General features: G+C 50.6%; 24 protein-coding genes and 1 tRNA gene. 5 read left to right on the top strand and 20 right to left on the bottom strand.

What is annotated here, in order from left to right:
* Positions 1-16: 16 nt before the first annotated feature.
* From ACO0LG_RS15705 to ACO0LG_RS15675, 7 genes are all read right to left on the bottom strand, one after another.
* On the bottom strand, positions 17-2,203 hold the full coding sequence (locus ACO0LG_RS15705) for a S9 family peptidase (protein WP_423027915.1): 2,187 nt from the start codon (positions 2,201-2,203) through the stop codon (positions 17-19).
* Between the two features lie 339 nt (positions 2,204-2,542).
* Positions 2,543-3,040 (bottom strand): Csu type fimbrial protein, encoded by a 498-nt coding sequence (locus tag ACO0LG_RS15700; protein WP_423027913.1) that lies wholly within the window; start codon positions 3,038-3,040, stop codon positions 2,543-2,545.
* A gap of 481 nt (positions 3,041-3,521) precedes the next feature.
* On the bottom strand, positions 3,522-4,028 hold the full coding sequence (locus tag ACO0LG_RS15695; RefSeq protein WP_423027911.1) for a Csu type fimbrial protein: 507 nt from the start codon (positions 4,026-4,028) through the stop codon (positions 3,522-3,524).
* 243 nt (positions 4,029-4,271) lie between these two features.
* Positions 4,272-4,712, bottom strand: coding sequence for a Csu type fimbrial protein (locus tag ACO0LG_RS15690; protein ID WP_423027909.1), 441 nt, complete (start codon positions 4,710-4,712; stop codon positions 4,272-4,274).
* A 29-nt stretch (positions 4,713-4,741) separates the two neighbouring features.
* Positions 4,742-7,030, bottom strand: coding sequence for a fimbria/pilus outer membrane usher protein (locus tag ACO0LG_RS15685; RefSeq protein ID WP_423027907.1), 2,289 nt, complete (start codon positions 7,028-7,030; stop codon positions 4,742-4,744).
* A complete protein-coding gene (locus ACO0LG_RS15680; RefSeq protein ID WP_423027905.1) occupies positions 7,027-7,737 on the bottom strand; it encodes a fimbrial biogenesis chaperone in 711 nt (236 codons plus the stop codon). Before ACO0LG_RS15680 ends, ACO0LG_RS15685 begins: the two co-directional genes overlap by 4 nt.
* 28 nt (positions 7,738-7,765) lie before the next feature.
* A complete protein-coding gene (locus ACO0LG_RS15675) occupies positions 7,766-8,194 on the bottom strand; it encodes a Csu type fimbrial protein (RefSeq protein ID WP_423027903.1) in 429 nt (142 codons plus the stop codon).
* Positions 8,195-8,574: 380 nt separating this feature from the next.
* Between ACO0LG_RS15675 and ACO0LG_RS15670 the strand changes: the two genes are divergently transcribed.
* Complete coding sequence (locus ACO0LG_RS15670) at positions 8,575-10,044, top strand: response regulator (protein WP_423027901.1); 1,470 nt, start codon at positions 8,575-8,577, stop codon at positions 10,042-10,044.
* Positions 10,044-10,694, top strand: a complete 651-nt coding sequence (locus ACO0LG_RS15665) for a response regulator (RefSeq protein WP_423028015.1) — start codon at positions 10,044-10,046, stop codon at positions 10,692-10,694. The genes ACO0LG_RS15670 and ACO0LG_RS15665 overlap by 1 nt, the downstream gene beginning before the upstream one ends.
* A gap of 92 nt (positions 10,695-10,786) precedes the next feature.
* Here ACO0LG_RS15665 and ACO0LG_RS15660 read toward each other — a convergent pair whose 3' ends face one another.
* The 9 genes from ACO0LG_RS15660 to petA all read right to left on the bottom strand — a co-directional run bounded on the left by ACO0LG_RS15660 (position 10,787) and on the right by petA (position 19,567).
* On the bottom strand, positions 10,787-11,227 hold the full coding sequence (locus ACO0LG_RS15660) for a response regulator (protein ID WP_423027899.1): 441 nt from the start codon (positions 11,225-11,227) through the stop codon (positions 10,787-10,789).
* Positions 11,220-13,217, bottom strand: a complete 1,998-nt coding sequence (locus ACO0LG_RS15655; RefSeq protein WP_423027897.1) for a sensor histidine kinase — start codon at positions 13,215-13,217, stop codon at positions 11,220-11,222. The genes ACO0LG_RS15660 and ACO0LG_RS15655 overlap by 8 nt, the downstream gene beginning before the upstream one ends.
* Before the next feature lie 302 nt (positions 13,218-13,519).
* The gene (locus ACO0LG_RS15650) at positions 13,520-14,713 is read right to left on the bottom strand and encodes a S41 family peptidase (RefSeq protein ID WP_423027895.1); all 1,194 of its coding nucleotides are present in this window, start codon (positions 14,711-14,713) and stop codon (positions 13,520-13,522) included.
* Between the two features lie 406 nt (positions 14,714-15,119).
* A tRNA-Thr gene (locus tag ACO0LG_RS15645) sits at positions 15,120-15,195 on the bottom strand.
* 58 nt (positions 15,196-15,253) lie between these two features.
* Positions 15,254-15,745, bottom strand: a complete 492-nt coding sequence (locus ACO0LG_RS15640; RefSeq protein WP_423027893.1) for a ClpXP protease specificity-enhancing factor — start codon at positions 15,743-15,745, stop codon at positions 15,254-15,256.
* A gap of 146 nt (positions 15,746-15,891) precedes the next feature.
* Positions 15,892-16,503, bottom strand: a complete 612-nt coding sequence (locus ACO0LG_RS15635) for a glutathione S-transferase N-terminal domain-containing protein (protein ID WP_110256517.1) — start codon at positions 16,501-16,503, stop codon at positions 15,892-15,894.
* A gap of 151 nt (positions 16,504-16,654) precedes the next feature.
* Entirely contained in the window at positions 16,655-17,518 is an 864-nt protein-coding gene (locus tag ACO0LG_RS15630; protein ID WP_423027891.1) for a cytochrome c1, read from the bottom strand.
* A gap of 22 nt (positions 17,519-17,540) precedes the next feature.
* Entirely contained in the window at positions 17,541-18,953 is a 1,413-nt protein-coding gene (locus tag ACO0LG_RS15625; protein ID WP_423028013.1) for a cytochrome b, read from the bottom strand.
* A complete protein-coding gene (gene petA, locus ACO0LG_RS15620) occupies positions 18,953-19,567 on the bottom strand; it encodes a ubiquinol-cytochrome c reductase iron-sulfur subunit (protein ID WP_422950328.1) in 615 nt (204 codons plus the stop codon). The genes ACO0LG_RS15625 and petA overlap by 1 nt, the downstream gene beginning before the upstream one ends.
* Positions 19,568-19,953: 386 nt before the next feature.
* Between petA and mscL the strand changes: the two genes are divergently transcribed.
* The gene (gene mscL / locus ACO0LG_RS15615) at positions 19,954-20,373 is read left to right on the top strand and encodes a large conductance mechanosensitive channel protein MscL (protein WP_423027888.1); all 420 of its coding nucleotides are present in this window, start codon (positions 19,954-19,956) and stop codon (positions 20,371-20,373) included.
* An 82-nt stretch (positions 20,374-20,455) separates the two neighbouring features.
* On the opposite strand, the gene ACO0LG_RS15610 is transcribed toward mscL, so the two are convergent.
* A complete protein-coding gene (locus ACO0LG_RS15610; RefSeq protein WP_423027886.1) occupies positions 20,456-21,217 on the bottom strand; it encodes a Nif3-like dinuclear metal center hexameric protein in 762 nt (253 codons plus the stop codon).
* A gap of 13 nt (positions 21,218-21,230) precedes the next feature.
* On the opposite strand from ACO0LG_RS15610, the gene ACO0LG_RS15605 reads away from it, so the two are divergent.
* Both ACO0LG_RS15605 and ACO0LG_RS15600 read left to right on the top strand, forming a co-directional pair.
* A complete protein-coding gene (locus ACO0LG_RS15605; RefSeq protein WP_423027884.1) occupies positions 21,231-22,406 on the top strand; it encodes a Do family serine endopeptidase in 1,176 nt (391 codons plus the stop codon).
* A 6-nt stretch (positions 22,407-22,412) separates the two neighbouring features.
* Positions 22,413-23,087, top strand: a complete 675-nt coding sequence (locus ACO0LG_RS15600) for a DUF2461 domain-containing protein (protein ID WP_423027882.1) — start codon at positions 22,413-22,415, stop codon at positions 23,085-23,087.
* Here ACO0LG_RS15600 and tatC read toward each other — a convergent pair.
* Genes tatC through tatA form a run of 3 tightly spaced genes read right to left on the bottom strand, consistent with a single transcriptional unit; the run spans position 23,073 to position 24,641 of the window.
* Positions 23,073-23,846, bottom strand: coding sequence for a twin-arginine translocase subunit TatC (gene tatC / locus ACO0LG_RS15595; protein ID WP_423027880.1), 774 nt, complete (start codon positions 23,844-23,846; stop codon positions 23,073-23,075). The two genes, ACO0LG_RS15600 and tatC, sit on opposite strands and share 15 nt — an antisense overlap.
* Positions 23,847-23,890: 44 nt before the next feature.
* Complete coding sequence (tatB, locus tag ACO0LG_RS15590; protein WP_423027878.1) at positions 23,891-24,376, bottom strand: Sec-independent protein translocase protein TatB; 486 nt, start codon at positions 24,374-24,376, stop codon at positions 23,891-23,893.
* Positions 24,377-24,422: 46 nt separating this feature from the next.
* Positions 24,423-24,641 (bottom strand): Sec-independent protein translocase subunit TatA, encoded by a 219-nt coding sequence (gene tatA, locus ACO0LG_RS15585; protein WP_423027876.1) that lies wholly within the window; start codon positions 24,639-24,641, stop codon positions 24,423-24,425.
* Positions 24,642-24,741: the final 100 nt, after the last annotated feature.

Below are 24,741 nucleotides of genomic sequence, written 5' to 3'. Positions count from 1 at the left end.
TTTTCGCCATTAAAAATCAGAGATTGTTTCTCAAGAATTCCCACTTGGCCTTTTGCTGCGACCAGACCACCCAGTCACCGCGCGGGCCATGGCCTGCCCCCGGATACAATTGCAGGCTATAGTCCTTGCCATTCTTGATGAGTTCATCAATGAACATAATGGTATTTTGCGGATGGACATTGTCATCCATGGTGCCATGCATGATCATGATTTTGCCACTCAAATCCTTGACAGCTTTCAGCACGCTGCCCTTGTCATAACCTTCGGCATTGTCTTTAGGCAGACCCATGTAGCGCTCGGTATACACGCTGTCGTACAGACGGTAATCCGTGACTGGCGCGCCGACGAAACCTATCTTCCAGGCTTTGCTATGCGTCATCGCATACGAAGTCATATAGCCGCCATAACTCCAGCCATTCAGGGCTATCCTGTCCATATCTGCCCAGCCCTGCTTGCGCAACCAGTCAAGCCCATCAAGCTGGTCCTGTAATTCCAGTTGACCGAGTTTTTTGTGGATAGGCCAGGCACTGACCAGGCCCTTGTTGCTGGCACTGCGGTTATCCATTATCCAGACGATATAACCTTGCTGCGCCAGGAAGTGGTACAAGAGATTATTATTCCAGCGATCAACTACTTGCGATGCCATAGGGCCGGAATACAGGTGCTGATAAACCGGATATTTCTTTTTAGGATCAAAATCCGGCGGCAGGAACAACAGGCTTTCCATCAGGAAGCCATCACGCGATTTGACTTGTTGTTGCGTGACTTTGGCCAGTTTCAAACCCTGCATTTTCTCGGGCACACCAACATCATCGACCAGCTTTAACGATGCCCCGTCTGCATTGAATAGTGCCTGCCTTGGTGGCTGCTTGAGACTGCTCCAGCTATCGATGAAATGGGTATATGCTCTATTCCAGCGAGCATTATGGGTGCCGGATTCTGTCGTCAGCCTATGCAGCTTGCTGCCATCCAGGCTGACAGCATACACATCATTGCCTATGGGATTACGTTCATTGGCTGCAAAAAAGACTTTGCCTTTGGCTTCATCGACACCATAGACACTGCGGATATCCCAGTCGCCTTTGGTGATTGCACCTTTGAGCTGATAATGCTGGTCATAGCGATACAGGTGATGGTGGCCGGTACGATCAGATTCCCAGACAAAGCTGCCATCTTTCAAGAATTGTGGCAAAGGCAAGCGCTCCACCCAGGCCGGGCTGCTCTCGCGCAATAATTGCCTGCTGCGGTATTGTGCATCATACAGGCGCAAATCCAGCCAGGTCTGCACACGGTCTTGCCAGGATGCCAGCAACTTGCCATCCGGCGTCCAGCCTACCTGGACTATCAGAGTTTCCTTGCCCGCATAAGGGTTTTCAGTCCAACTGGTTTGGCCACTCATATCAACAACACCTAGTTTGACTTCAGGATTGGGGTCACCCGCCTTGGGATAACGTGTGTGCTCGCTCTTGATAGGCTGCACATGATCACCGCTCAAGGTATATACCGGCACCTTGCTCTCGTCAAAACTCAGGTAAGCAATTTTTTTGGAATCAGGTGCCCACCAGAATGCACGCAATTTGCCACGGCCATAAATTTCTTCCATATAGACCCAGTCCAGGCGGCCATTGAAGGTGGTTTCATTGCCACCGGTGGTCAGGCGTTTTTCTGTAGCAGTGGCGATATCGGTCAGGTAAATATCATTACCCTTCAGATAGGCAACCGATTGCAGGTCAGGCGACAGAATGGCCTCATCTTCAGCCTGGTCTGGGGTATGGGTAAGCTCTTTTACCTTGCCCTGTTGCAGGTCAAGTAGCCACAAATCATTTTTATAAGTGAATAAATACGACTTCAGATCAGGCTTGATGTGCGGTGTCAGCTTGTCAATCTGGGCCCTGGCTTCTTTTTCAGGTATGCCTGCGGCTGTCATCATCGCCAGGATATTGCCATCCAGGCTTAACACCTGTTTATCCCAGGTAGCAGGATTCACCACAAATTGCTGGACTACGCCATCCTTGCTTTGGGTTTCTATCAGACGGTTCTGTGCATCCCAGGTCAGGGGAGTTAGTGGCGTGGTATCGAATTTTTCTTTTTTTGTCGGGTGATACAGCATTTCCAGGCTGAGCATGCCCTCTTGTGCCTGGGCAGCAGTGACTACCAGTAGCGGGAACAGGAACAACAACTGCGACGCCTTGCTAAGTTTCATAAGACTCCTACTTTTTTCATTTGAATCATGCTGGCCAGGTTTTTGAACAGGCATGCGTGATCAGTTTTTTACGTAAAGGGATTATGACCGCTATGCAAGGGAGCAGTTCAAGTATTGGGGATCAAAATGGGGGAAAAGCGCGGGGAAAGGGGGAATTACGGTGAAAAGCAGGAGTAGTACAGGATTAATGCTAAAACAGCGTATCCCGGCAAGCGTTTGACTGACCCGGCGCCCCGGGTCAGTCTGTCCTGAAAAATCTGCCTTTGGAAAACATCATCAAACTGAAAAATTAGTGTCTAGCCCATCATTCTCTGGTTTAAGGTCGTGATGAATCAGCGATCAATAAGTCAGGGTAACAGTCACGGTATCGCTATACACGCCTGCGGTGACACTTTGTCCGGCAGGTACACGGCCATAGACGGAGATGGATTGGGCAGAACCTGTACCTGTGCCTATGGAGGTATCAGTACCCACAGTGTTACCCCAGACAGTGCTACGGCCAGAATCCTTGTAGAGAGAATAATTCAACGTGCCGCTGACCGAGCCTGTCATCTTGCGGACGGCGGTAGTTGCGCCTGAACCACCACCAACATCCAGGCCAACGTTATAAGATGTGCCATTAGTGCAAGTGACGCTAACGGCGGCACTGTTGTCAATCTGGCTGCTGGCGTAGGTACCAAAAGCCAGGGAGCCACCTGTGACGGAACATGCCGACAGAACGGTAGCAGACACTGCCAAGCTACCAGTGGAGGTGGCAGCAAAGCTGCTGGCAGAGGCGCACAGGCAGATTGTAGAGAATAATGTTGTGATCAGGCGGTTGCGGTTTGCGTTGGACATGATATTTTCCTTAGGCTAAATGATCTGGTTCAGGTTCAGTTGGAAGTCAGGTTTTTCGTATTTCTGAATAACTGCCCTGTGATAGAACTTTATGCCAGGCTAGCCTGCTGTGATATCGGGGTAAACCTGAGTTTTGGCTTATACAACTCAGGGTTTTCCTGATATGGGTAAAAATCGACAAAAAATAAAACAACAAAACAAGTGAATAGAAATGCTGACTACCCTGCGGCAGTAGCAGTTTGGGTATTGCCTGGTCGTATATCAATACCAAGGTAGTGTCGACAAATTTAATCGGACATGGATGTGGCTGACCCTCGCCCTGGTCAGCCCGCCCCGGAAAATTGACCTGCTGTCAAACAGCAATCGAACAAAAACAAACAAGGTCAGTCATCACCGAACATCAACAACCTCAACATATTGACAGACTTGATTGCCTGCGCACACCTGGAAAGCTAATCGCCCCAGTGCAGTAGTAAATCAATCAGTAAGTCAGTGTGACGGTAACAGTATCGCTATATATGCCAACATCGGCATTCTGCCCGCCTGGTACCCGCCCATAGACTGAAATGGATTGCGCAGAGCCTGTACCTGTACCAATCGCCGTATCGGAGCCTACAGTATTGCCCCATACGGTACTCCGGCCAGAGTCCTTATAAAGAGAATAACTCAGGGTGCCACTGACAGAGCCGGTCATCTTGCGGACTGCAGTGCTTGCACCTGAGCCGCCACCGGCATCCAGGCCAACGTTGTAAGCCGTGCCATTGGTGCAAGTAATGCTGACGGCAGCACTGTTGTCAATCTGGGTATTGGTATAGCTGCCAAAGGCCAGCGACGATCCCGTCACAGAACAGGCCGACAAAACGGTGGATGACACTGACAAGTTGCTGTTCGAGGTAGTTGCAAAGCTGCTGGCAGAAATGCACAGACAGACTGCGGGCAAGAACAGGTGAATGGGACGGATAAGGCGATTGCGGGTTGCGGCGGACATGATGATTTCCTCAGGCTGGATTATCGGACACTGTTGAAAGCGCGGTTTTCATATTTCTGAATAACGGTGCTTTGATGCAACTTTATATCCGGCCAGCTCTTTACGGTATCAGGATAAGCCTGAGTTTCCCCTATTATGGCTCAGGGTTTTCCTGATGGAGGGAATACAATTAATTGTCCTTTTCAACACCACTTTCATCCACAGCTCGATTCACACCTCATTCATATTCCACTCATTCCTTGGTCAATATGTCAGCAAAATCGTGACCGTATCCAGATATGCCCCAGCCTTGACGTTCTGTTTGGCAGCGATACGCCCATAAATAGAATAATTACGTATCACGGGCGCCACCACACTCAGCAGGTAACCATCATTGATGATGGTCGAACCTGCAGTACCATCCCCCATGATAGTGGTGCGCCCTGAATCACTGTAAAGCTGATACGTCATCTGTGAAATGCCACTGGTCATGATCCGCGATGCGACACTGCCTGTCAGGCCTCCATTGAGCTTGACGTTATAACTGACCAGTAATGACACCAGGGCATTACAGGTCACCGTCAGCGTCCCGGTGATGTCAGAAGGCGTGTTCGACAATGGGTCATAGGTGCTGAAAGTCACTGGCAGCGTGGACACCGTACAAGTCTGTGCTTGCGCCTGGTGACTGATGCTCAGCAGCAGCATAAAAAGTATTTTGCAAAAATAGCGCATGATCATTTACAGGTAAGTGGGCCCACGACAGGTATGGTTTCTTTTTTGGGGACGCTGTCCGCACCAAGGCGGCATGTCGACCCGCTGGCGGTGATGATTTCCAATGTATCTTCAACTTGCAATTCAGGAAAATAGGTTTCGCCGTCATAGCCGACGATCGCCTTGTTGCCCCCTTTTTTAACTTGTACAGAGCTGCCTACAGGGAGAAAGTTGCCTTCGCTGTCTCGCAGAATGATGCGCACGCCCAGCGTTCTGGCGAGTTTGAAATGGACGATAACGCCGTTGCGGTCTTGTGGCTTGACGGTATATTCGGAGACGCCGATTTGCACGTCCATCGGCAAATCGCGCAGATCAAGAGATATTTTATTGGCTTCGTAAGAACGCAGATCAGGTATCAGCAATTTGCCGCGCGCATCTGTGCGGCCTACCATGCGGTTTTCTGCAAACACGCCGACATTGCTGATGCCGCTGGCATTCACCACGGCAAAGCTGTCATCAATCCAGTTAGACAAAAACAATGAATTGTCTGCCCATACCAGTGAGCCACGCAGGTTGGCACGCTCGCTCAACAGATTGCCGGATTGCGATACCGCAAAGCTGGCGCGCGCGGCATTTGCCCTGTAACTGAACTCTGCCAGTCGCTGGGTATAGTCACCTTCATTGTCTTGCAGTTGCCAGCCTATGTCACCCACCTGTATCGCCGGACGGGAAGCCTGCACAAAAAAATTACGCAAACCTCCGCCAGTGGTGTAGCCGGTGCTGATAGTGTCTTTGGTACCCAGGGCCATCAGCAGGCCTACCGTCAACCCATAACTCTGGTCGGTGCGGTTCTTGAAACCAGTCAGGAAAAAATTGGCACGGCTGAAGACCGATTTGAAATACGAGAAGGACAATATGTCGGCATCAAGCTGCCTGATCTCGGGCATGCTTTCTGTACCGGGCAATGTGGTTTTCGCTGACGTATAAGCCAGGTTCAGCGAGCCATATTGCTGCGAATACAAACCCACACTGGCCGTCAGCAAGGAGCGTGGCACGGGGGAACCATAGATGGCCCCAATGTCGCGATAAAAACGGTCGGCCTGCATCTTCGATACAGAAAAACTGGCAGCCTCAGCACGCCTTTCAAAACCGAGTAGATATTGCATGCCCTGCTTGCCAGCATTGCTGCTGCCACTGGCGGCAGCGCTGAGCACGCCCCAGTCGCGCACCGTAGATGCCAGGCCCACTCCTGCCTGCCGCAGGCCAGCAGTTGCCTCTGCATGCCCTTCCAGTGTCAGCGTGGGTGACCAGCCATAACGTACTGAACCTGACGCTACCAGGCTGCCATAATCACTGCTTTGGACGCCATAGTTCTTGCGCAAAGAGCCTGCTTCAACAGAATACGACAGCAAGCCATCGCGCAACAGTTTTTCGCTGGCATAGAAAGAGATATTCCTGAAGGTCTGGCGGCCCAGCGCATCTGTCACTGCCAGTGACATGGTGCTAGCACCGGTGGCAATGGGTGGGCGCCGTATTTCAAACGGCCCCGGTGGTACGGTCTCGGATAACTGCCGTATGCCATTGAGGAAAAGATCGACATTCGATGCGACCACGGCTTCCCCACGCAAATCAGGCGTGGGGAACGTCACCAGGTCTGGCCGCAAGCTGAAGTCGGTAGAAAGTTGCAGCCCGCCTATCCGTACCGGTCTGGACCAGGCCAGGCCATTGCTGATGAAGTCACCGGCCCGGAAACGTTGCAAGCTGCCTGGGCTGGAATAAGTGTAGGTGGTGTCAAGCCGCCGGGAACTTGCGTTGCCCTCATGCGCATAGACCAGACCAGTGCTGCTGAGTAGGTGTGGGCCATAAAAGCTGCGTGCTTCTGTGAGAGCACTGAGACCTCTGTTACTGCCAGTCTGGGTTGCCAGCACATCATAATTTAGCAAGGCACCAGGGTGTTTTTCTGCCAGTGCCAGGGCATCAGCATCTGCTACCGCAGCCTGCAATTGCGTGGTGCTCAACAGGTCTGGCCGGACCTTGATGTTGATCGTCTGGGCTCCCATGTCCAGTTGCACATCTGCTGCAAAACTGGACAGGTCTATCAGTTGTTTTGGCGCAGCGTTCAAGCGTATTCCGGCAGCCTGCAATTCCTCCACGCTGGCAAACAGTTTGCCAGCGCGCCTTGTAAATTGCATGACGCTTTGCGTTTGACGCCCATTCACGCTGACCTCCAGTAACAATATCTCATCTGCTGGAGCCGCATGCAGTGCGGCAGTCAGACAGAACAGCATGGCACTCCCGGCCAATAATCTCATGGCAAGACAGTAGTTTCCATTTCGACTGGTCCGGTATCGGATGTCGCATAAATTTTCACTGGCTGCCCTGCCTTGAGCTCGGCACTGGTTTCAAATTCGTAGCGCCGCCTGGCTCCAGCCAATGCATAGGGATTAGCCGCAGCTTTGGGAGATAGCCGCTTTCCATCTGGCAAACCCAGGCTGATGTTGAGCAATTTGGCGCGTTGCCCGCCGAGATTTTCTACCACGATGGCTTGCTTGCCACCAGCTTCGACGCGCCAGCTAATTTGGGGGGGCTGCATTTTTTCCGGCTGTATGAACACCGGCATGGAAATGCGGAATTTGAATTTCACTGCAGATTGCTCAGCGTCAGGAATTTCATCTATCAGCAAACGATAGGCGAGCTCCACATTGCTGGCCAGTGGCTTGCGCGATATCACACGTATGACTTGCGCGGCACCTGGCTCTATCACAAACATGGGGGGGCTGATGAGCAGAGCTTCGCTACTGTTGAGCTGGTCATCATTGTCCAGTTGCGTCCATTCATAAGCACGCACCTGGAGAGAGACAGGATGATCGTCCTTGTTGACGATGCGTATCACCCCGGCGCTGCGGTTCATGCTCAGGTCGAGCACAACGGGAGCTATCTCAAAGTTGGAAGCCTGGGCAGACAAACTGCCTGCAAAAAACCCTAGGCCTAAAATTAAAACACATGCATAAGGAAACATGACGTCTCCTCCATAGCGAGGTTTTACATCAATAGGTCAGGGTAATGCTCACTACCTCATTTTGATGAAGAGGTGCAGCTACCTGACCAGCCGGGATACGACCATATACAGGCAGATTTTGCAGATTGCCATCACCGGTAGAGCTTATGGCATGGTTGTCAACGGCGGGTAGCGACTGCTTGCCATGCGCACGGCTCTGGGAAAAGGCATAGTCCAGTGCCGTACTCACGGTGCCCGACATTTGCGTGGCATCGGTTCCATTTCCCAGGCTCAGCACATAGGCTGTGCCTTGCGAACAATTGACGCCGATATTACCTGCCTGCTCTACAGGCACGACTTCACGTCTCGCGGAAGAAGTTGCCGAACCATTCACAGTGCAAGTTGGCACAACCACTGCAGATACTGCCAGGCTGGCAGTACGATTTTCTGCCAGCGCTGGTGCAAGTATAGCAAGCATGCTGGCAGATATTGCCAATTTAATTATTGAATTTAGCAATATTTTATATTTGTTGAAAAAAATACACATATCCTGGTATGAAGTTGAAAACGCCAGATCCTTGAAATGAACAGGTAAAAACATACCGATTGCCGGTAAATTTTGCATTCACCGTCAAATAAGGATCTATTTTGACAAAAAATTACAAATAATTCTATAATTATTGCTAATATCTAATTAACAATAAAGCTTTTTAAGCAACGCATTGTCTTGTTTGCATTGGCACAAAGCAAATTCTCCAAGACATGCGCGGATAGCGCCATTATCCGTTATCTGCATGCAAAATCGCTTTATTAAACAATATTTTTCCTTCTCAAACTATGCTGGAAGGCAAGCACCTCATGAGCATACCTCTACGTGTTTTACTGGTAGAAGATGTCAGCGAAGATGCAGAGCTGATCGTTCGCGAACTCAAACGCGGCGGGTTCGCACCCGACTGGCTGCGGGTAGACAATGCCAGGGCCATGCAAGACGCCTTGAAGCAGGCCAAGTGGGACATCGTCATCTGCGACTATTCCATGCCCTCTTTCAGCGGTCTGAAAGCATTGGAGCTGCTCAAGAGCCTGAAGCTACATATTCCCTTCTTCATCACATCGGGCACCATAGGTGAGAACACGGCTCTCGAAGTGATGCGGGCGGGCGCTGATGATTTTTTCCTCAAGCAAAATATCACGCGCCTGCCACTGGCAATAGAAAGGGAATTGCGTGACTCTGCCTTGAGGCGCAAGAAAATGGCCAGTGAAACTGCTTTGCGCGAAATGCAGGTGCGCTTTCATGCCTTCATGAATAATGCCCCCATGCCTGCCTGGATCAAGGACAAGGATTTGCGTTATGTGTATGTCAACGCCGCCCAGGCCAGATTTTTCGGCATGGCACCCGCTGAGATGATAGGCTGCGACGATTTTGACCTGATGTCGATAGGCGCGGCACAGACCTCACGCCATCATGATGAGCAGGTACTGGCCAGCAGTGCCAGCGTCAGCACGCAGGAAACCATCGCTGATGAAGGCCTGACTGCCCGGATACTGAATATCACCCGCTTCCCGCTGGGCATGGAAGAAGGCCTGCCTATGGTGGCAGGACTGGCAATGGACGTGACCGCCGAAGTACACAACCAGGAACACCTGAAAGCTGCCAATCAACGCTTGCAACTGCTGTCCGGCAGCATCATCGAAGTCCAGGAAAGAGAGCGGCAGCACCTGGCGCGTGGCCTGCATGACGATGTAGGGCAATCACTGACTGCCCTGAAGATCATGCTGCAGGCCGCGCAAAAAGCCGATGACGAAGTCCGGCATGCCCGGCTGCAGGAGGGTGTGGAACTGGTCGCCAGCATCTTGTCGCAGGTACGCACCCTGTCGCTGGAGCTGCGCCCACCCCAGCTGGACAACCTGGGCCTGGTATCAGCATTGCGCTGGTATGTGGAAAGCAAGACTTCCAGTGATGGCCTGCGCGGCTGGTTTGAATACGAAGGCCAGATCAGCAAGCTGCATCCTGATATAGAAAATACCTGCTTCCGAATTGTGCAGGAGGCCATCACCAATATCTTACGGCATGCGCAGGCAAGTAATATCTGGGTCAGGCTGGACAAGAATGAAAGCAATCTGATTTTGCGCATACGCGATGATGGCAAGGGCTTTGATGTCGATCAGGCCCGCGAGAATGCCGTACTGGGCAATAGCTTTGGTTTGCTGAACATGGAAGAACGCGCATTGCTGGTGGGCGGCACGATGGACTTCATTTCATCCCCCGGTGCAGGGGTGACCATCGATGTATTGCTCCCCTTCACACCTCACATCAGGGGACTCACATGATGAACATACGTGTTTTGCTGGCGGACGATCATGCGCTGGTACGCAGTGGCATACATTCACTGCTCAGGACCATGCCGGGCATACAGGTCGTGGCTGAGGCGGCAGATGGCGCCACAGCCCTGATGGAAGCAGAAACCCATAAGCCGGATCTGGCTATCCTCGACATCGCCATGAAGGGCATGAATGGCATAGAGGCAGTACGCCATTTCCGCGCCCGCTGCCCTGAGGTCAGACTGCTCATGCTGTCGATGTACAGCAGCGAAGAATATGTGATGCAGGCACTGAATGCCGGTGCCAGTGGTTATCTGCTGAAAGACTCAGCAAGCCATGAGCTGGAAAAAGCCATACGCCAGATCACGCAGGGGCAACGCTATCTCGACTCTTTCCTGTCACCCGAGGCTCTGGAGCAATACATGCGCCGCGTAGCAGAAAAGGGAAGCAACATAGAAGTTTTGACGCCAAGACAAAGGCAGATACTGCAACTGATTGCCGAAGGTGACAACACCAAGGAAATTGCCTATCGCCTCAGCCTAAGCGGCAAGACGGTCGAAACCCACAGGGCGCAGTTGATGGACCGCCTGGATATCCATGACGTGCCCGGCCTGGTACGCTATGCGATACGCATAGGGCTGACAACGGCGGAAAAATAAGGCCTGCGTGGACAGAAAGGACGAGCAGATAAGGCATTCGTCACATTTGCCAATCGCCAGTGAATACCCAGGCCGCAACTCCCAGCCCTCACTCAGAATGGTGCCTTGTTGGTGACGGTCCAGTACAGGCCGACCTGGGCCACGACATTTATGAAGGCATCAAAATCGACAGGCTTGACGAGGTAACTATTAACGCCGAGCTTATAACTCTCGGTCACATCACTGCATTCTGCTGACGAGGTCAGTATCACCACCGGGATCGACTTGGTCTTGTCATCTGCCTTCAGGTATTTCAATACCTCTATTCCATCCATCTTGGGCATTTTGACATCCAGCAAAACCAGCTTGGGATTGCCAGTCTTGCGCCTGGCATAAGCGCCTGTACAGAAGAGAAATTCCAATGCCTCGGCACCATCTTTCACCCAGGTCAGCTTATTGCCAAAATTGTGCTTTTTGAGCGCCCGCATGGTCATTTCTGCGTCGTCTTCACTATCTTCTACCAATAAAATTTCTGCAGCATCGATATCATCCATTCTGTGCTCCTATTGGTAATGAAAAAAAGAAAGTGGCACCCTGGTTCAAGCTCGACTCAGCCCAGATGCGACCACCATGCCGCTTCAGGACTCTTTGGACTATCGCCAGTCCGACACCCGTACCACTGAATTCGCTACTGTGATGCAGGCGCTGGAACACACCAAACAGTTTGTCATAGTATTCCATGTTAAAGCCCACACCATTGTCCTTGACGGCATACACTATCTCGTCACCCTCAATCACGCCGCTGATTTGCACTGCCGGTTTCTCAGCCTTGCTGCTGTATTTGATGGCGTTAGACAACAGGTTGAGCCAGGCTTGCTTCAACAAGGCGCGGTCAGCCAGGGCAGCAGGCAGTTTGTCGAGTATTATTTCCGGCGCGTTTTCTGTCTGCTGCAAAGACTCGTGGATGGCTTCCCTGACCAGCGCGGTCATGTCCAGGTCAAACTTGTGTACGTCTTGCCGTCCGAGACGTGAAAATGCCAGCAGATCATCAATCAGCATGCCCATGCGCTGGCTGTTCTTGCGTATGACAGACAGGTAGCGCAGTGCACTGCTATCGAGCTGAGCAGCGTAATCTTCTTCCAGCATGCGGCCAAAGCCATCTATCGCCCGCAAGGGGGCGCGCAAATCGTGAGAAACAGAATAGCTGAAGCTTTCGAGATCGGTAGTCCGCTCAGCGACACGTTGCTCCAGGGTGGCATTGAACCCACTCAAATCCTGATTGAGCCTGGCCAGCTCATGTGTTCTTTCTTCCACTTTCATTTCCAGGTCCAGGTTTGACTGATGCAGAGCCAGCTCCAGCTCAGACCTGTGCACATTGAGTTTTTTCAATAACCAGAATGCATACAGCAACATCGCAAAGCCTGTCATATTCCCCAAGATGATGATAACGACAGTACTGGAGGTACTTTGCTCTGATTCCTGTTTTCTTTGTAGCAGCAATTGATTTTCAGCACTCCTGAATTGCTGCATCAACTGTATCAAGGACTGGAATTCCAGTGGTGTGCGGCCTTTTGCCAGGGCGGCATTGGCGCCAGTTGCCAAAATCTTGCTCGCAGCGTCTATGGTTGGCGCCAGCCTAGCTTCCAGCTCCTGCAATCTGGCATACTGTGCCGGGTTATCCTTGGACAGTTTCTTCAACTCATTGAGCCTGAATTGTATATTGCTGCCCATATTATTTAATTCTTGCCGCTCATTTGCGGTTGCTGCCAGCGTCAGGTAAGTAGCCACCTCATCCGACAAAATCTTGACTTCATAAGTATGTTCTACCCAGGTATTGCGCGCATCCAGCGCACGCAGGCTGCCATAAGAAACGATCATGGTGGTAGCGAGCACCGTCACAGCCACGCCCAGGAAAACATAGAGATTCGATTCACTTTTGGCTAGCACGTCTTGCTCAGTACGCTCCAACATCAGCGCACCGGCGAACAGGCTCATGGAAAAGCCCGTCATAAAGGCCATGCGGGGGAAACCATACCAGCTATAGGCGAGATCCAGCAACAGCATATAACCAACCATGCCCAGCACACTGATGGTCAGCATCACGCCTGCAGCGGTGCGCGGTTTCATCAAAAAACTGTTCCCGCTGCGCAGCAGAGCGGCTCCACCGAATAAAAAGGCTACCGAGGTATTGGGTGCCATGCGGCCAGGATAGGGATTGGCGTCGCCATACCACTGATGAATGTAGGCCAGGTCTATACCGAGGCTGACAGTGAAAAGATTTTCTATCAGCATCAGCACGGCGATGAGGGCAATCACGGCACCGACAAGATTTCGGACCAGAGGTGCCGGCCTGGGGAAATAAACTGGCAACAAAAAAGCCAGCCCAGCCAGGAAAAAACAAAAGGCCGTAGAAAAAACCATGACCGTGCTGCTGTAAAACACCTTGACCAGATAAGTATTCTGGCTAAGCCAGGCCCCCATGGTTACCGCACCTATCAGCATTAAGCACAGACCAATTAAACCTACCGATTTGAGACGCATCATTTTCCGACTCCCATCAGTTGCCTGTGTGGATGAATACAAATTCATCAGCAAGTTTCACTGCCGGTACATCTAACTATGCTTGCAATCCGAAATACAGATTTTCCCAATCGTTCTGGCTTGATGCAGATGGGGACAAATAGCATTTCAACAATCTATTGATTGAGAATATCAGAAAATTAATGATTTTTCAGGAAAATTTTAGCTGCCTGCTGGCAAGCCTCTACTTCAGCCTTTCAATGTCTATGCATGTTGCAAACAGTCTGACACATAGCGCCTGGGCAGCTTGTCCGCAATCGCAGTGATCACTTGCCTGTTTTTAAGGCATCCATGGCTGCACTTATCCACGCGTCATTATTTTCCCCAGCGATGAGCCGGTCTGGCATGACGCCATTTCCCTGTATCCTGTTACCTTCAGGCGTCGTGAAATATGCTGTCGTCAACTTGGCCGCTGTATCGGGACTGACTCTGCGTATTGTCTGTATGGAACCCAGACCTAAGGTCTTTCGCCCTATCAGCAGGCCGCGACGATATTCTTTCAAGGCAGCTGCAACGATCTCTGCACCGGATGCCGTTCCTTCATTCACCATTACTACAACCGGGATCGTCGCCAGTGCCCGCGGCCATTCACCGTTGTAGCTGCCCTGATAGTCGCCCTTGAAATCACCGCGTTTTGCATAGACTTCTGTATTAGCTTCCGGCATGCGCCCCTTTGAAGAATAGACGAGTTTTTCATTCTGCAAGAACAAGGCCGCAATTTCTGCCGATGCGGACAAAATGCCACCAGGCGAATCGCGCAAATCCAGTATCAGTCCTTTGAGCGCACTATTGTTCCTGACACTCAGGTCCTTAAAGGCAGAGACTGTATCCACGACAATCTTGCTGGAAAATTCGTTGATGCGAATATAGGCAATGTCCTTTGCCAGCAGGGCTGACTTGGCGCCACGCGTATCTGCCTTTTCGCGTATCAAGCCCAGTGAGCGCTCTTCGATTTCCCCATAGTGTCTGACTTTCAGACGTATCGTACTGCCATTTGGGCCGCGCAGTTTTTTTCCAACCTGGGATAAATCCATTTCTTCTGTACTTTCATCGTCTATCGCGAGGATATAGTCCTTGATTTTAAGGCCAGCCCGGCTCGCTGGCGAATCGTCAAAGATGCCAATGATGTATGGCAGACCTGCCCTGGAATGGATATTGATACCTATCGAAGCATCGACGCTATGCTCCCTCGTTTGGAGCTCGTTGAATAACTCAGCATCAATATAAGCCGAGCGACCATCAAGGTTTTTCAACATACTGCCATAGCAAGCCTCGAACAATTTCTTGTCATCAACTTCATTCACATAGTCTGCATGTATGAAGCCGTAAATATTGATAAACTTGCGCAGCAATTCTGTTGGAACAGGCTGATTATCTGCATAAGAGCATGGTGCTGACAGGAACAGGATGATAGCGAGGCAATTTCTTAAAAGACGGCAGATGTAATGTGATTGTTTCATGCAAGTTCTTTCAATAATTCTGTTTATTTTCTGCCCGGCCAGCAAACGGTGGCCGGGAAAGCGTCACATCGTTCAGCTATGCACTGATAATGGCTAACCCACACACTCATTATTCCCTTGCTATTGCACGGATAACTTATCGATGCCACCAGGCAAATCGCCATGCAGGGATGATACATCCCGGACTTAGCAGCCATCAGCATAAGGCACAATTATCCATCAACAGCATGACCTGAGTAATCTGGTCTTGCCAGATTTTTAAAAAATCTATCCGGATAAATGACAGTGCCGCTTCACACGAGCAGAAGAAAGTGATTGAGGGTCTGGAAAAAGGATATCTGCAGAAAAGCAGGAAGGAGGTATAAAGAAAAACCCCACCGTTATTACTAACGATGGGGTTTTAATTTGGTGCCGACTGCCGGAATCGAACTGGCCACCTGATGATTACAAGTCAACTGCTCTACCAAATGAGCTAAGTCGGCGAAACTTTTTTCGTTTTTGCTACGTTGCCGTTGCATTCCCGAAGACCAAGATTATAGGCTACTTTATTATTTTTAGCGAGGGCTTTTCTGATTTTTTTTCTGATTTTTTTGGTTCTTCTTCAGAAAGCTGGTTTTCTACTGGCGCAGGGGCGCTTTTTACCGATGCCAGACCCAGCACGGGCTTGCTGATTTCTTCCATTTCTGCGGCAGTTTCTTCGCCTTCTTCTGACGTTTCGCTGAGATCAACTTCAAATGCCATGCCCTGGCCGTTTTCGCTGGCATACACTGCCAGCACATTTTCTACCGGCACATAGATTTCGCGGGACACGCCGCCAAAGCGGGCCTTGAAGGCAACTGCATCGTTATCCATCTTCAGGCCACTGGTCGCGCCAAAACTGATATTGAGTACAATTTCACCGTTCCTGACGAATTCCATGGGGACACGCGCAGCATGATTGACCTTGACCGCCATGTAGGGGGTAAAGCCATTGTCGGTGCACCATTCATAGATGGCACGCATAAAATAAGGTTTGGTGGATATTTCTTGCATGTGTATACGATAAATGCGATAGATGAAAATGTACTTTGGGATGTACTTATGAATACTGTAAGACTTACTCAAGCATAGGCGTAGTGCCCAAAAACAACAAGGCTGATATGCATCAGCCTTGTTATCTTATCCTGAAATCGCCTTGCTTATCTGCGCATGACTTTTTCAGATGGTGTCAGTGCTTCGATATAGGCAGGACGGGAGAAAATACGTTCTGCATATTTCATCAAAGGTGCTGCTGTCTTCGACAATTCTATACCGTAGTGATCAAGACGCCATAGCAACGGGGCAACCGCCACGTCAAGCATGGAGAACTCATCGCCGAGCATGTATTTGTTCTTGACGAACAAAGGGGCAAGCTGGGTCAGGCGGTCGCGAATTTCTGCGCGTGCTTTGTCCTGCACTTTGGCCGACGCGGTGTTCTTGTCGTTTTCCAGAGTGTGGACGTGGATGAACAATTCTTTTTCAAAATTGAACAACATCAAACGGGCGCGGGCGCGTTGCAGCGGGTCTGCCGGCATCAATTGCGGATGCGGGAAGCGCTCATCGATGTATTCGTTGATGATATTGGATTCATACAATATCAATTCACGTTCAACCAGGATAGGCACCTGACCATAAGGATTCATGGTCGAGATATCTTCAGGCTTGTTAAACAGATCAACATCGCGGATTTCAAAATCCATGCCTTTTTCGAACAGAACCAGGCGGCAACGTTGAGAAAATGGGCAGGTTGTACCCGAATAGAGAACCATCATTTTTATAGTTCCTTAGAAACGATCAGGGCGAGGAGCCAGTTTTGCGCACCTCACCCCAGGGATTACACGTCCGCTTACGACGGAGAAAAACGGACGATCTCAAAAAATTCCGGGCTCATGCCGTTAGCAGCACAAGCCAGGAACCTTACATTTATTTTACTTCTTTCCAGTACGATGCATTCAAGCGCCATGCCAGCGTTGCCAGCGTTGCTAGGAACAGCAAGACCCAAACGCCCAGGCGTCTGCGTGTGTTTTGTGCTGGCTCACCCATCCACTGCAAGTAAGCAACCACATCGCCAACCGCATTGTCATATTCAAGGCGGCTCATCGTTCCACCACTGGCAAGGCCCAATTTAATAGGTTCTTTACCGACATGGTGATGCTCGCCTTCGAGTGCTTCAGTGTGCTCAGTGCGATTGCCTTGCTCGTCAAATGTGATAGTGGTTTCAGAAAAGCCCTTGGCTTTACCATCTCCAGCTGCTTTTGTTTCTTTGACTTCGACACTAACTGCGCCACGCTTCATGCCCTGTAATTCCCATAATACATGAGGCATGCCAACGTTTTCAAACACCGCATTATTCCAGCCATTCGGTCTTGTTTGATCACGGTAGTAACTACGCAGATAAGTATATATCCAGTCAGCGCCAGTGCCATCACCAGAAGCTTTGGCACGGGCAATCACGGACAAATCAGGTGGCACTGCGCCAAACCATTCCTTGGCATCCTTGGCTGACATGGTGGTTTTCATCAGGTCGCCGACTTTTTCGCCAGTGAACAGCAAGTTTTGCTTGATCTGCTCATCTGTCAAACCGATATCTTTCAAACGGTTGTAACGCATGGCTGAAGCAGAATGGCAATTCAGGCAGTAGTTGACGAACAGCTTGGCACCGTTTTGCAATGCTGGCAGGTCAGTAGAGCGATCCGGTGCGTGGTCCAGTGGGAAGGACCCACTATTTGCCAGTACCATTGCAGGAGCAAATGCCAGCACAGCGATCAGTTTTTTAAGTAATTTCATGCTTATTCTTCCTCGCTTTTTCTCAGTGCGCTGCAAATGTAACGCGCTTTGGCACGGGCTTGAATGTGCCCATTGCACTCCACCATGGCATCAGCATGAAGAAGCCGAAGTAAATGATCGCGCAAACTTGGGAGATACGTTCACGAACTGGTGAAGGTGGCTCCACACCGAGGTAACCCAAGGTAACGAAAACAATACCGAAGACGATGTACACATATTTGTGCCAGTCTGGACGATAACGTATTGATTTAACCGGGGAAACATCGAGCCAAGGCAGGAATGCCAGGATTACGACTGAACCGCCGAACAATACCACACCCCAGAATTTTGCATCGAGAGCACCAGGCATCATGCCGGCAATCGCGACCAGTGCAATTGCTGCAATGGCTATCTTCAGCAATTGTGGCAACTTGGTGGTCAGCCAGATCAGGGCAACGTAAGCAGCAGCACCAGCCTGCACCACGAACAGGAACTCGGAAGTAGTCGCACGCAAGATCGAGTAGAAAGGTGTGAAATACCAGGTTGGCGCGATGTGTGACGGCGTTTTCAGTGAATCAGCCGGGATAAAGTTATTGTACTCAAGGAAGTAACCACCCATTTCCGGCGCAAAGAACACAACTGCACTGAAAATAGTCAGGAACACAGTCACACCAAAGATATCGTGGAAAGTGTAATAAGGATGAGAAGGCACACCATCAACAGGGTGACCATCAGGACCAATGTTGTCCTTGATTTCAATACCATCAGGATTATTGGAACCGACTTCATGCAAGGCGATCAAGTGAGCGGCTACCAGACCCAGCAAGACCAGAGGAATGGCGATGACATGGAAAGAGAAAAAGCGGTTCAGAGTCGCATCAGACACCACATAGTCACCACGGATCCACAAGGACAGATCAGGGCCGATGAAAGGAATCGCACCAAACAGGTTAACAATAACCTGAGCACCCCAATAAGACATCTGGCCCCATGGCAGCAGGTAACCGAAGAAAGCTTCGGCCATCAGGCACAGGAAAATCGCAAAACCAAACAACCAGATCAGCTCGCGTGGCTTGCGGTAAGAGCCGTACAGGAAGGCGCGGGTCATGTGCAAATACACGACGATGAAGAATGCTGAAGCGCCTGTCGAGTGCATGTAACGCACCAGCCAGCCCCATGGCACATCGCGCATGATGTATTCAACAGAAGCAAACGCCAGATTCGCATCTGGTTTGTAATGCATGACCAGGAAAATACCGGTAACGATCTGTATCACTAGCACCAGCATGGCGAGGGAGCCAAAGATGTACCAGAAATTGAAGTTCTTTGGCGCGTAATACTTGCCCCATTGATCATTCCACAGCTTGGTCAGCGGAAAACGGGAATCAACCCAGTTCAAGGCCTTGTCCACGACAGGAGCATCTGCGGGAAGTTTTTTCTCAACAAATGCCATGATCAGGCCTCGCCTTTCTCATCTTTACCGATGATGATTTTAGTATCTGATAAAAACATGTGACGAGGCACATCCAGGTTTTGCGGAGCTGGTTTGTTTTTATATACACGGCCAGCCAGATCGAAGGTCGAACCGTGGCATGGGCACAGGAAGCCGCCTTTCCAGTCATCTGGCAGAGATGGCTGAGCACCTTCCTGAAATTTGGAGCTTGGTGAGCAACCCAGGTGCGAGCAAATACCCACCGCAATCAGGATGTCGCTATGTTCTTTGCGTGAGCGGCTTTGCTTATCGCAGTACTCTGGCATGTCCATGGTGTAAGGCTTTTCCGATTTTGGATCGGCAACCTTGTCTTCAGTCTTGGCCAGACTCGCCATCATTTCTGGTGTGCGCTTCAGAATCCATACTGGCTTACCACGCCATTCAGTGGTTTGCATTTCGCCTGGTTTCAAGGACGAGATGTCCACTTCCACCGGTGCACCTGCAGCCTTGGCACGCTCGGATGGCTGGAAAGTGCTTACCAGCGCACCTGCCGTTGCCAAGCCTGCCACACCGCCCGCCGCGCAAGTGGCGACGAGCAAACCGCGACGGCCGGAATCGACCTGCTTTTCGATACTCATACCAACCCCAATCTGTCAATAATCAAAACTTGATGAAGCAAAACCCAGCTTCTAGCAACCTTAAATTATAAATGACCCGGATATGGTTTTAAAGAAAAAGATATCCGAAACGCCAACTTGCTGGCATTTTTCAACAATTCAAGCCCGAATGGCATGTGCAGGCTGGCTGATTTTGTACTTTGAGCACAAAATCACAGGCAATAATAAGTATTTCAGCACCAAGAGAAAAGAAAATTGACAAAAAACTGTGCGCTTTTCTTTTGTTTTGCGCATTAGAATCTTGTTACTTATATTTTGGACATGCATTTTTTTGCTTGTTTTGCCCCAAAATCTGTCCTTTGCTACTTTTTAGTATCTTATTACCATCTTTCAACCGGAGAATTTCTATGGGTATGTTGCATGAATTTAAGACATTTATCAGCCGCGGCAACGTCGTTGATCTGGCCGTCGGTGTCATCATCGGTGCTGCCTTTGGTAAAATCGTTGATTCACTGGTGGGCGATATCGTTATGCCTGTCATCGGCCGCATCGTAGGTGGGCTGGATTTTTCTAATTACTACATCCCGCTAAATGGGCAAGGCACGCACCTCGTTCTGGCGGAAGCCAAAAAAGCAGGCGGCGTTATCGCTTACGGTAATTTTGTCACTGTCAGCGTAGGTTTCATTATCCTGGCTTTTGTGATTTTCCAGATGGTGAAACTGGTCAATGCGCTTAAAAAGGCAGAGCCAGCGCCAGAACCTGCGCCAGAAGTCACGCCTGAAGATGTATTGTTGCTGCGTGAGATCAGGGATGCTCTGAAGAAGTAAGAGGAAAAAGATTCTAGTATTCAAAAAACAAAGCCTTACGCCTCCTCCCCCTCCGTGGGAGGGAGCGTAAGATCACCTCTACTCACACCGGGTTATCAATATCAACAAAGCTGTGCTGTATCCCAAAAGTGCCTGCAATAAACGCGCCCAGGTTCTGCACCCCAAAGCGCTCAGTCGCATGGTGACCGCAAGCAATGTAGGCGACGCCTGATTCGCGAGCCAGGTGCACTGTGGGCTCAGCTATTTCTCCACTCAGGTAAACCGAGGCCCCAGCGTTAATTGCCTGGTCCAGCATGTTCTGTGCGGCCCCGGTGCACCAAGCTACCCTGCCCACAGGTGCCGCTGGATCACCGATCAGCAAGGGCTTGCGCCCGAGCTTCAGTTCTATATGCAAGGCCAGGTCCGCCAGCGTAGCAATGGCTTTGTCATCTACCGTGCCCAGCCAGGCAAGATCATTTTCGCCAAAGCGCCCGTCTGCTGTCAGCCCAAGGCACCGTGCCAAGCCTATGTTATTGCCCAGTTCGGCATGATTATCCAGTGGCAGGTGATAAGCGAACAGGGAAATATCATTTTCCAGCAAGAGTTTCAGGCGGCGCTGTTTTTGCCCTATAACGCGCATATCTTCACCCCGCCAGAAATAACCATGGTGCACAAGAATGGCATCTGCCTGCAGTTCCACAGCTTTTTCCAATAATGCTAAACTGGCAGTCACGCCGCTGACGATACGTTTAATGGTGTTGCGCCCTTCCACCTGTACGCCGTTTGGGCAATAATCACGAAAATAATTTACTTGCAATTCTTTTGCCAGGAATTGCGCTAATTCGTCCCGATTCACTGATTTCATACTAATTCTCACTATGCGTCGTCTTTGGTTATTGTTTGCCCAAACTGTCACTGTCGGTCTGGCGCTCTGGTTTATTGTAACCACCTTGAAACCAGACTGGGTAAAAGCTGGTTATAACAGCAGGCAAACCCAGACCCTGAACGCCGGAGCGATCGTCAAGGAAGCGCCGGCCAATAGTGTACCTGCGCAAAGCTCGTATGGCGCCGCGGCCAAGCGGGCCATGCCCTCGGTGGTAAATATCTTCACGTCGAAAGAAGTACGCCAGCGACGCAACCCACTGTTGAATGATCCTTTCCTCAGACGTTTTTTTGGCGACCAGCAAAACCCGCAGGCCGAACGCCTGTCCAGCCTGGGCTCAGGCGTCATTGTCAGCCCTGAAGGTTATATCCTGACGAATAACCATGTGGTAGAAGCTGCCGACGATATCGAAGTTGCCCTGGCAGATGGCCGCAAGGCCAGTGCCAAGATAGTCGGCACTGACCCGGAAACTGACCTCGCTGTGATCAAGATCGATTTGCCGGATTTGCCAGCGATTACCCTGGGCCGTTCTGACACGGCCAGTGTAGGCGATGTGGTGCTCGCCATCGGCAACCCTTTTGGCGTCGGCCAGACGGTGACCATGGGCATTATCTCTGCGCTGGGGCGCAATAACCTCACTGACAATGCCTTTGAAAACTTCATCCAGACCGATGCAGCCGTCAATCCCGGCAACTCCGGCGGTGCATTGGTGGATGTAAATGGTAATCTGCTGGGCGTTAATACAGCGATTTATTCACAGACAGGTGGTTCGGTAGGCATAGGGTTTGCCATCCCCGCCAGCACCGTCAAGCAGGTCATGGAATCCATCATCACCAATGGCCACGTAGTACGCGGCTGGATAGGTGTGGAACCTCAGGACATCACGCCGGAACTGGCAGACAGCTTTGGCCTGAAACAAAAATCCGGTACCATTATCGCTGGCGTGATACGCGGAGGCCCGGCTGACAAGGCAGGTATGAAGCCTGGCGACATCCTGATTGCTATCGAAGGCAAGCCCGTCGGTGACACCACCCAGATGTTGAACCTGGTGGCACAACTCAAGCCCGGCAACAAAGCCAAGGTCACGGTTTTGCGCGACACCAAGGAGCCGACACTGGAAATCCTGATAGGAAAGCGCCCGTCAGCGCGTAAAGAAGAAAACCGGGAATAGAAATCCATGCATTTGATTGACTTGCAAGCTTATTTGCCCGAACTGGGCGACAACAATAACCGCGCCTGGTTTGTCATGAACAAACCGCGCTACGACATTTTGCGGGCAGAATTTTTACAACTGGTGACTGAGCTGATCACCGAGATCAGCAAGTTTGATCCTGCGATCATAGGACTGGAACCGAAAAAAGCGCTGTTCCGCATCAACCGCGATGTGCGTTTTGCGCATGACAAATCGCCGTACAAGACTACCTTCTCTTCTTCCATCCTCCCTAGCGGACGCAAGAAGCCCAGCGAAGGGGGCGGACCTGCGTATTATTTCCAGATGGATGGCACTGGCCGGCTGTTCTATGCGGTCGGTGAATATATGCCACCGTCAGACCGTTTGAAGGCGATACGCAGTCACATCGTGGCTGACCCGGATGGTTTTGCCAAGGTCTTGAAGGACAAGAAACTGAAAGCACAGTTTGGTACTTTGCAGGAAGAAGGCAAGCTGCAACGCCCCCCCAAGGGCTTTGATGCCGATCTGCCACATATAGAGCAGATCAAGCTGAAGAACTTCATGGTGTGGACTGAATGTCCGCTCAAGGGCATGGATACAGATGAATTGAAAACCACCTTGCTGACAGCTTACAAGAGCGCGATGCCATTGGTAAGCTGGCTCAGGTCAGCTCCCGTTTGATTCTGTTGATTCTGGTGCCTGGGTTGCTCTCACAAACATGGGGGCAATCAGCAAACCCAGTTCATACAATATCCACATGGGCACAGCCAGAGAAAACTGGCTGACGATGTCTGGTGGCGTAACGATAGCCGCAATCACAAAGGCACCAACGATGACATAAGGACGTATGGCCTTGAGCTTATCCAGCGGCACCAGGCCCATCCGTACCAGCACCACCACAACTACCGGCACTTCAAAAGTCACGCCAAAAGCGAGACACATGGACATGATGAAATCCAGATAATTCTCTATATCGGGTGAAACGTTGATGGATGTCGGGGCGAATTCATTGATGAATTTGAAAACACGGCCAAATACCAGGAAATAACAAAACGCCACGCCACTCAGAAACAGTACGGACGAAGAAATCACCAGCGGTGCTACCAGGCGTTTTTCATGGGTATACAGGCCAGGTGCAACAAAGGCCCACACCTGATACAAAATCCAGGGCAAGGCCAGCATGAATGCCAGCAGCAAGGTCACCTTCATCGGCACCAGAAAAGGTGAGATAACGCCAGTCGCAATCATTTTTGACCCAGCAGGCAACGACGCCAGCATGGGTTGCGCAAGGAAATCATAAATCGCTGAAGGCCCTGGCCATAACATCAAAGCACCACAGGCAATGGCCAGGCCATACATGGACTTGACCAGTCTGTCACGCAACTCTACCAGATGCGAGATGAAGCTTTCTTCAGGAGCCTGTTCCGTTTGATCGCTCATGCGAGTACCACCAGATTATAAAAACGCAAAGACATAAGCGAAAATTAAAAGAAGCTGCCGCCAGAACGGGGATAGGCACGGTGACGCGCCATTCTTGCCGATCCAGAGATAATATGCTGGCGCTGACCGTGGCGGTTTTTATACCAGGCAGGCAGAGCTGATGTACGGGCGAGTTTTTTGCGGCGGAAGTTTTTTGCCTTGATCGCCAGTTGCTCTGGCGAGGCCGTATGCAACATGGCGGTATCAGTTTCCTGACCCAGATTGCGTAATTCCTGCTCGGTTTCTGACCAGGTTTTATGGATGGACTGCTCTACATTTTGTGCTGCATCTTGCACGTCCTTATGCATCTTGCGAAATTCTTCCAGCTCAATTTCGCGGCTGACTTCAGACTTGACTTCATTGATGTACCGTTGCGCACGCCCCAGCAGGGTACCGGCCATTCTTGCCACCTTGGGCAATTTTTCAGGGCCGATCACGATCAAAGCAACTACGCCTATCAAGGCGAGTTTGCTGATTCCCAAGTCTATCATGGGCAAAACCTACATAAAGAATCCAGATTACCAAAAAAGAATGCAATCACAGTTTGGATTTTTCTTTGGCTTCTACATCTATCGTGCTTTTGTCGGCAACTTGCTGTGAGCCAGCAGGTTTGTCTTCTTCACCCTTCAGGCCATCTTTAAACCCCTTAACGGCTTTGCCGAGATCAGGACCGATATTGGCGATCTTTTTTGTACCAAACACAACGACAACGATAGCCAGCACCACCAGCCAATGCCAAATACTGAATGAACCCATGATGTACTCCTTATGAGAGTCGTGCTCTCGAAAAATATGAATAGAAACCCGCGATTATCAAACCCAGCCATCTCACAGTGTCAGCTCAGCGTCTGTTTAC

Source organism: Undibacterium sp. Ji42W, assembly GCF_049340405.1.
Taxonomy (GTDB): domain Bacteria; phylum Pseudomonadota; class Gammaproteobacteria; order Burkholderiales; family Burkholderiaceae_D; genus Undibacterium.
Note: the sequence above shows the minus strand (reverse complement) of the source record. Positions and strands in the feature narration are given on the sequence as shown.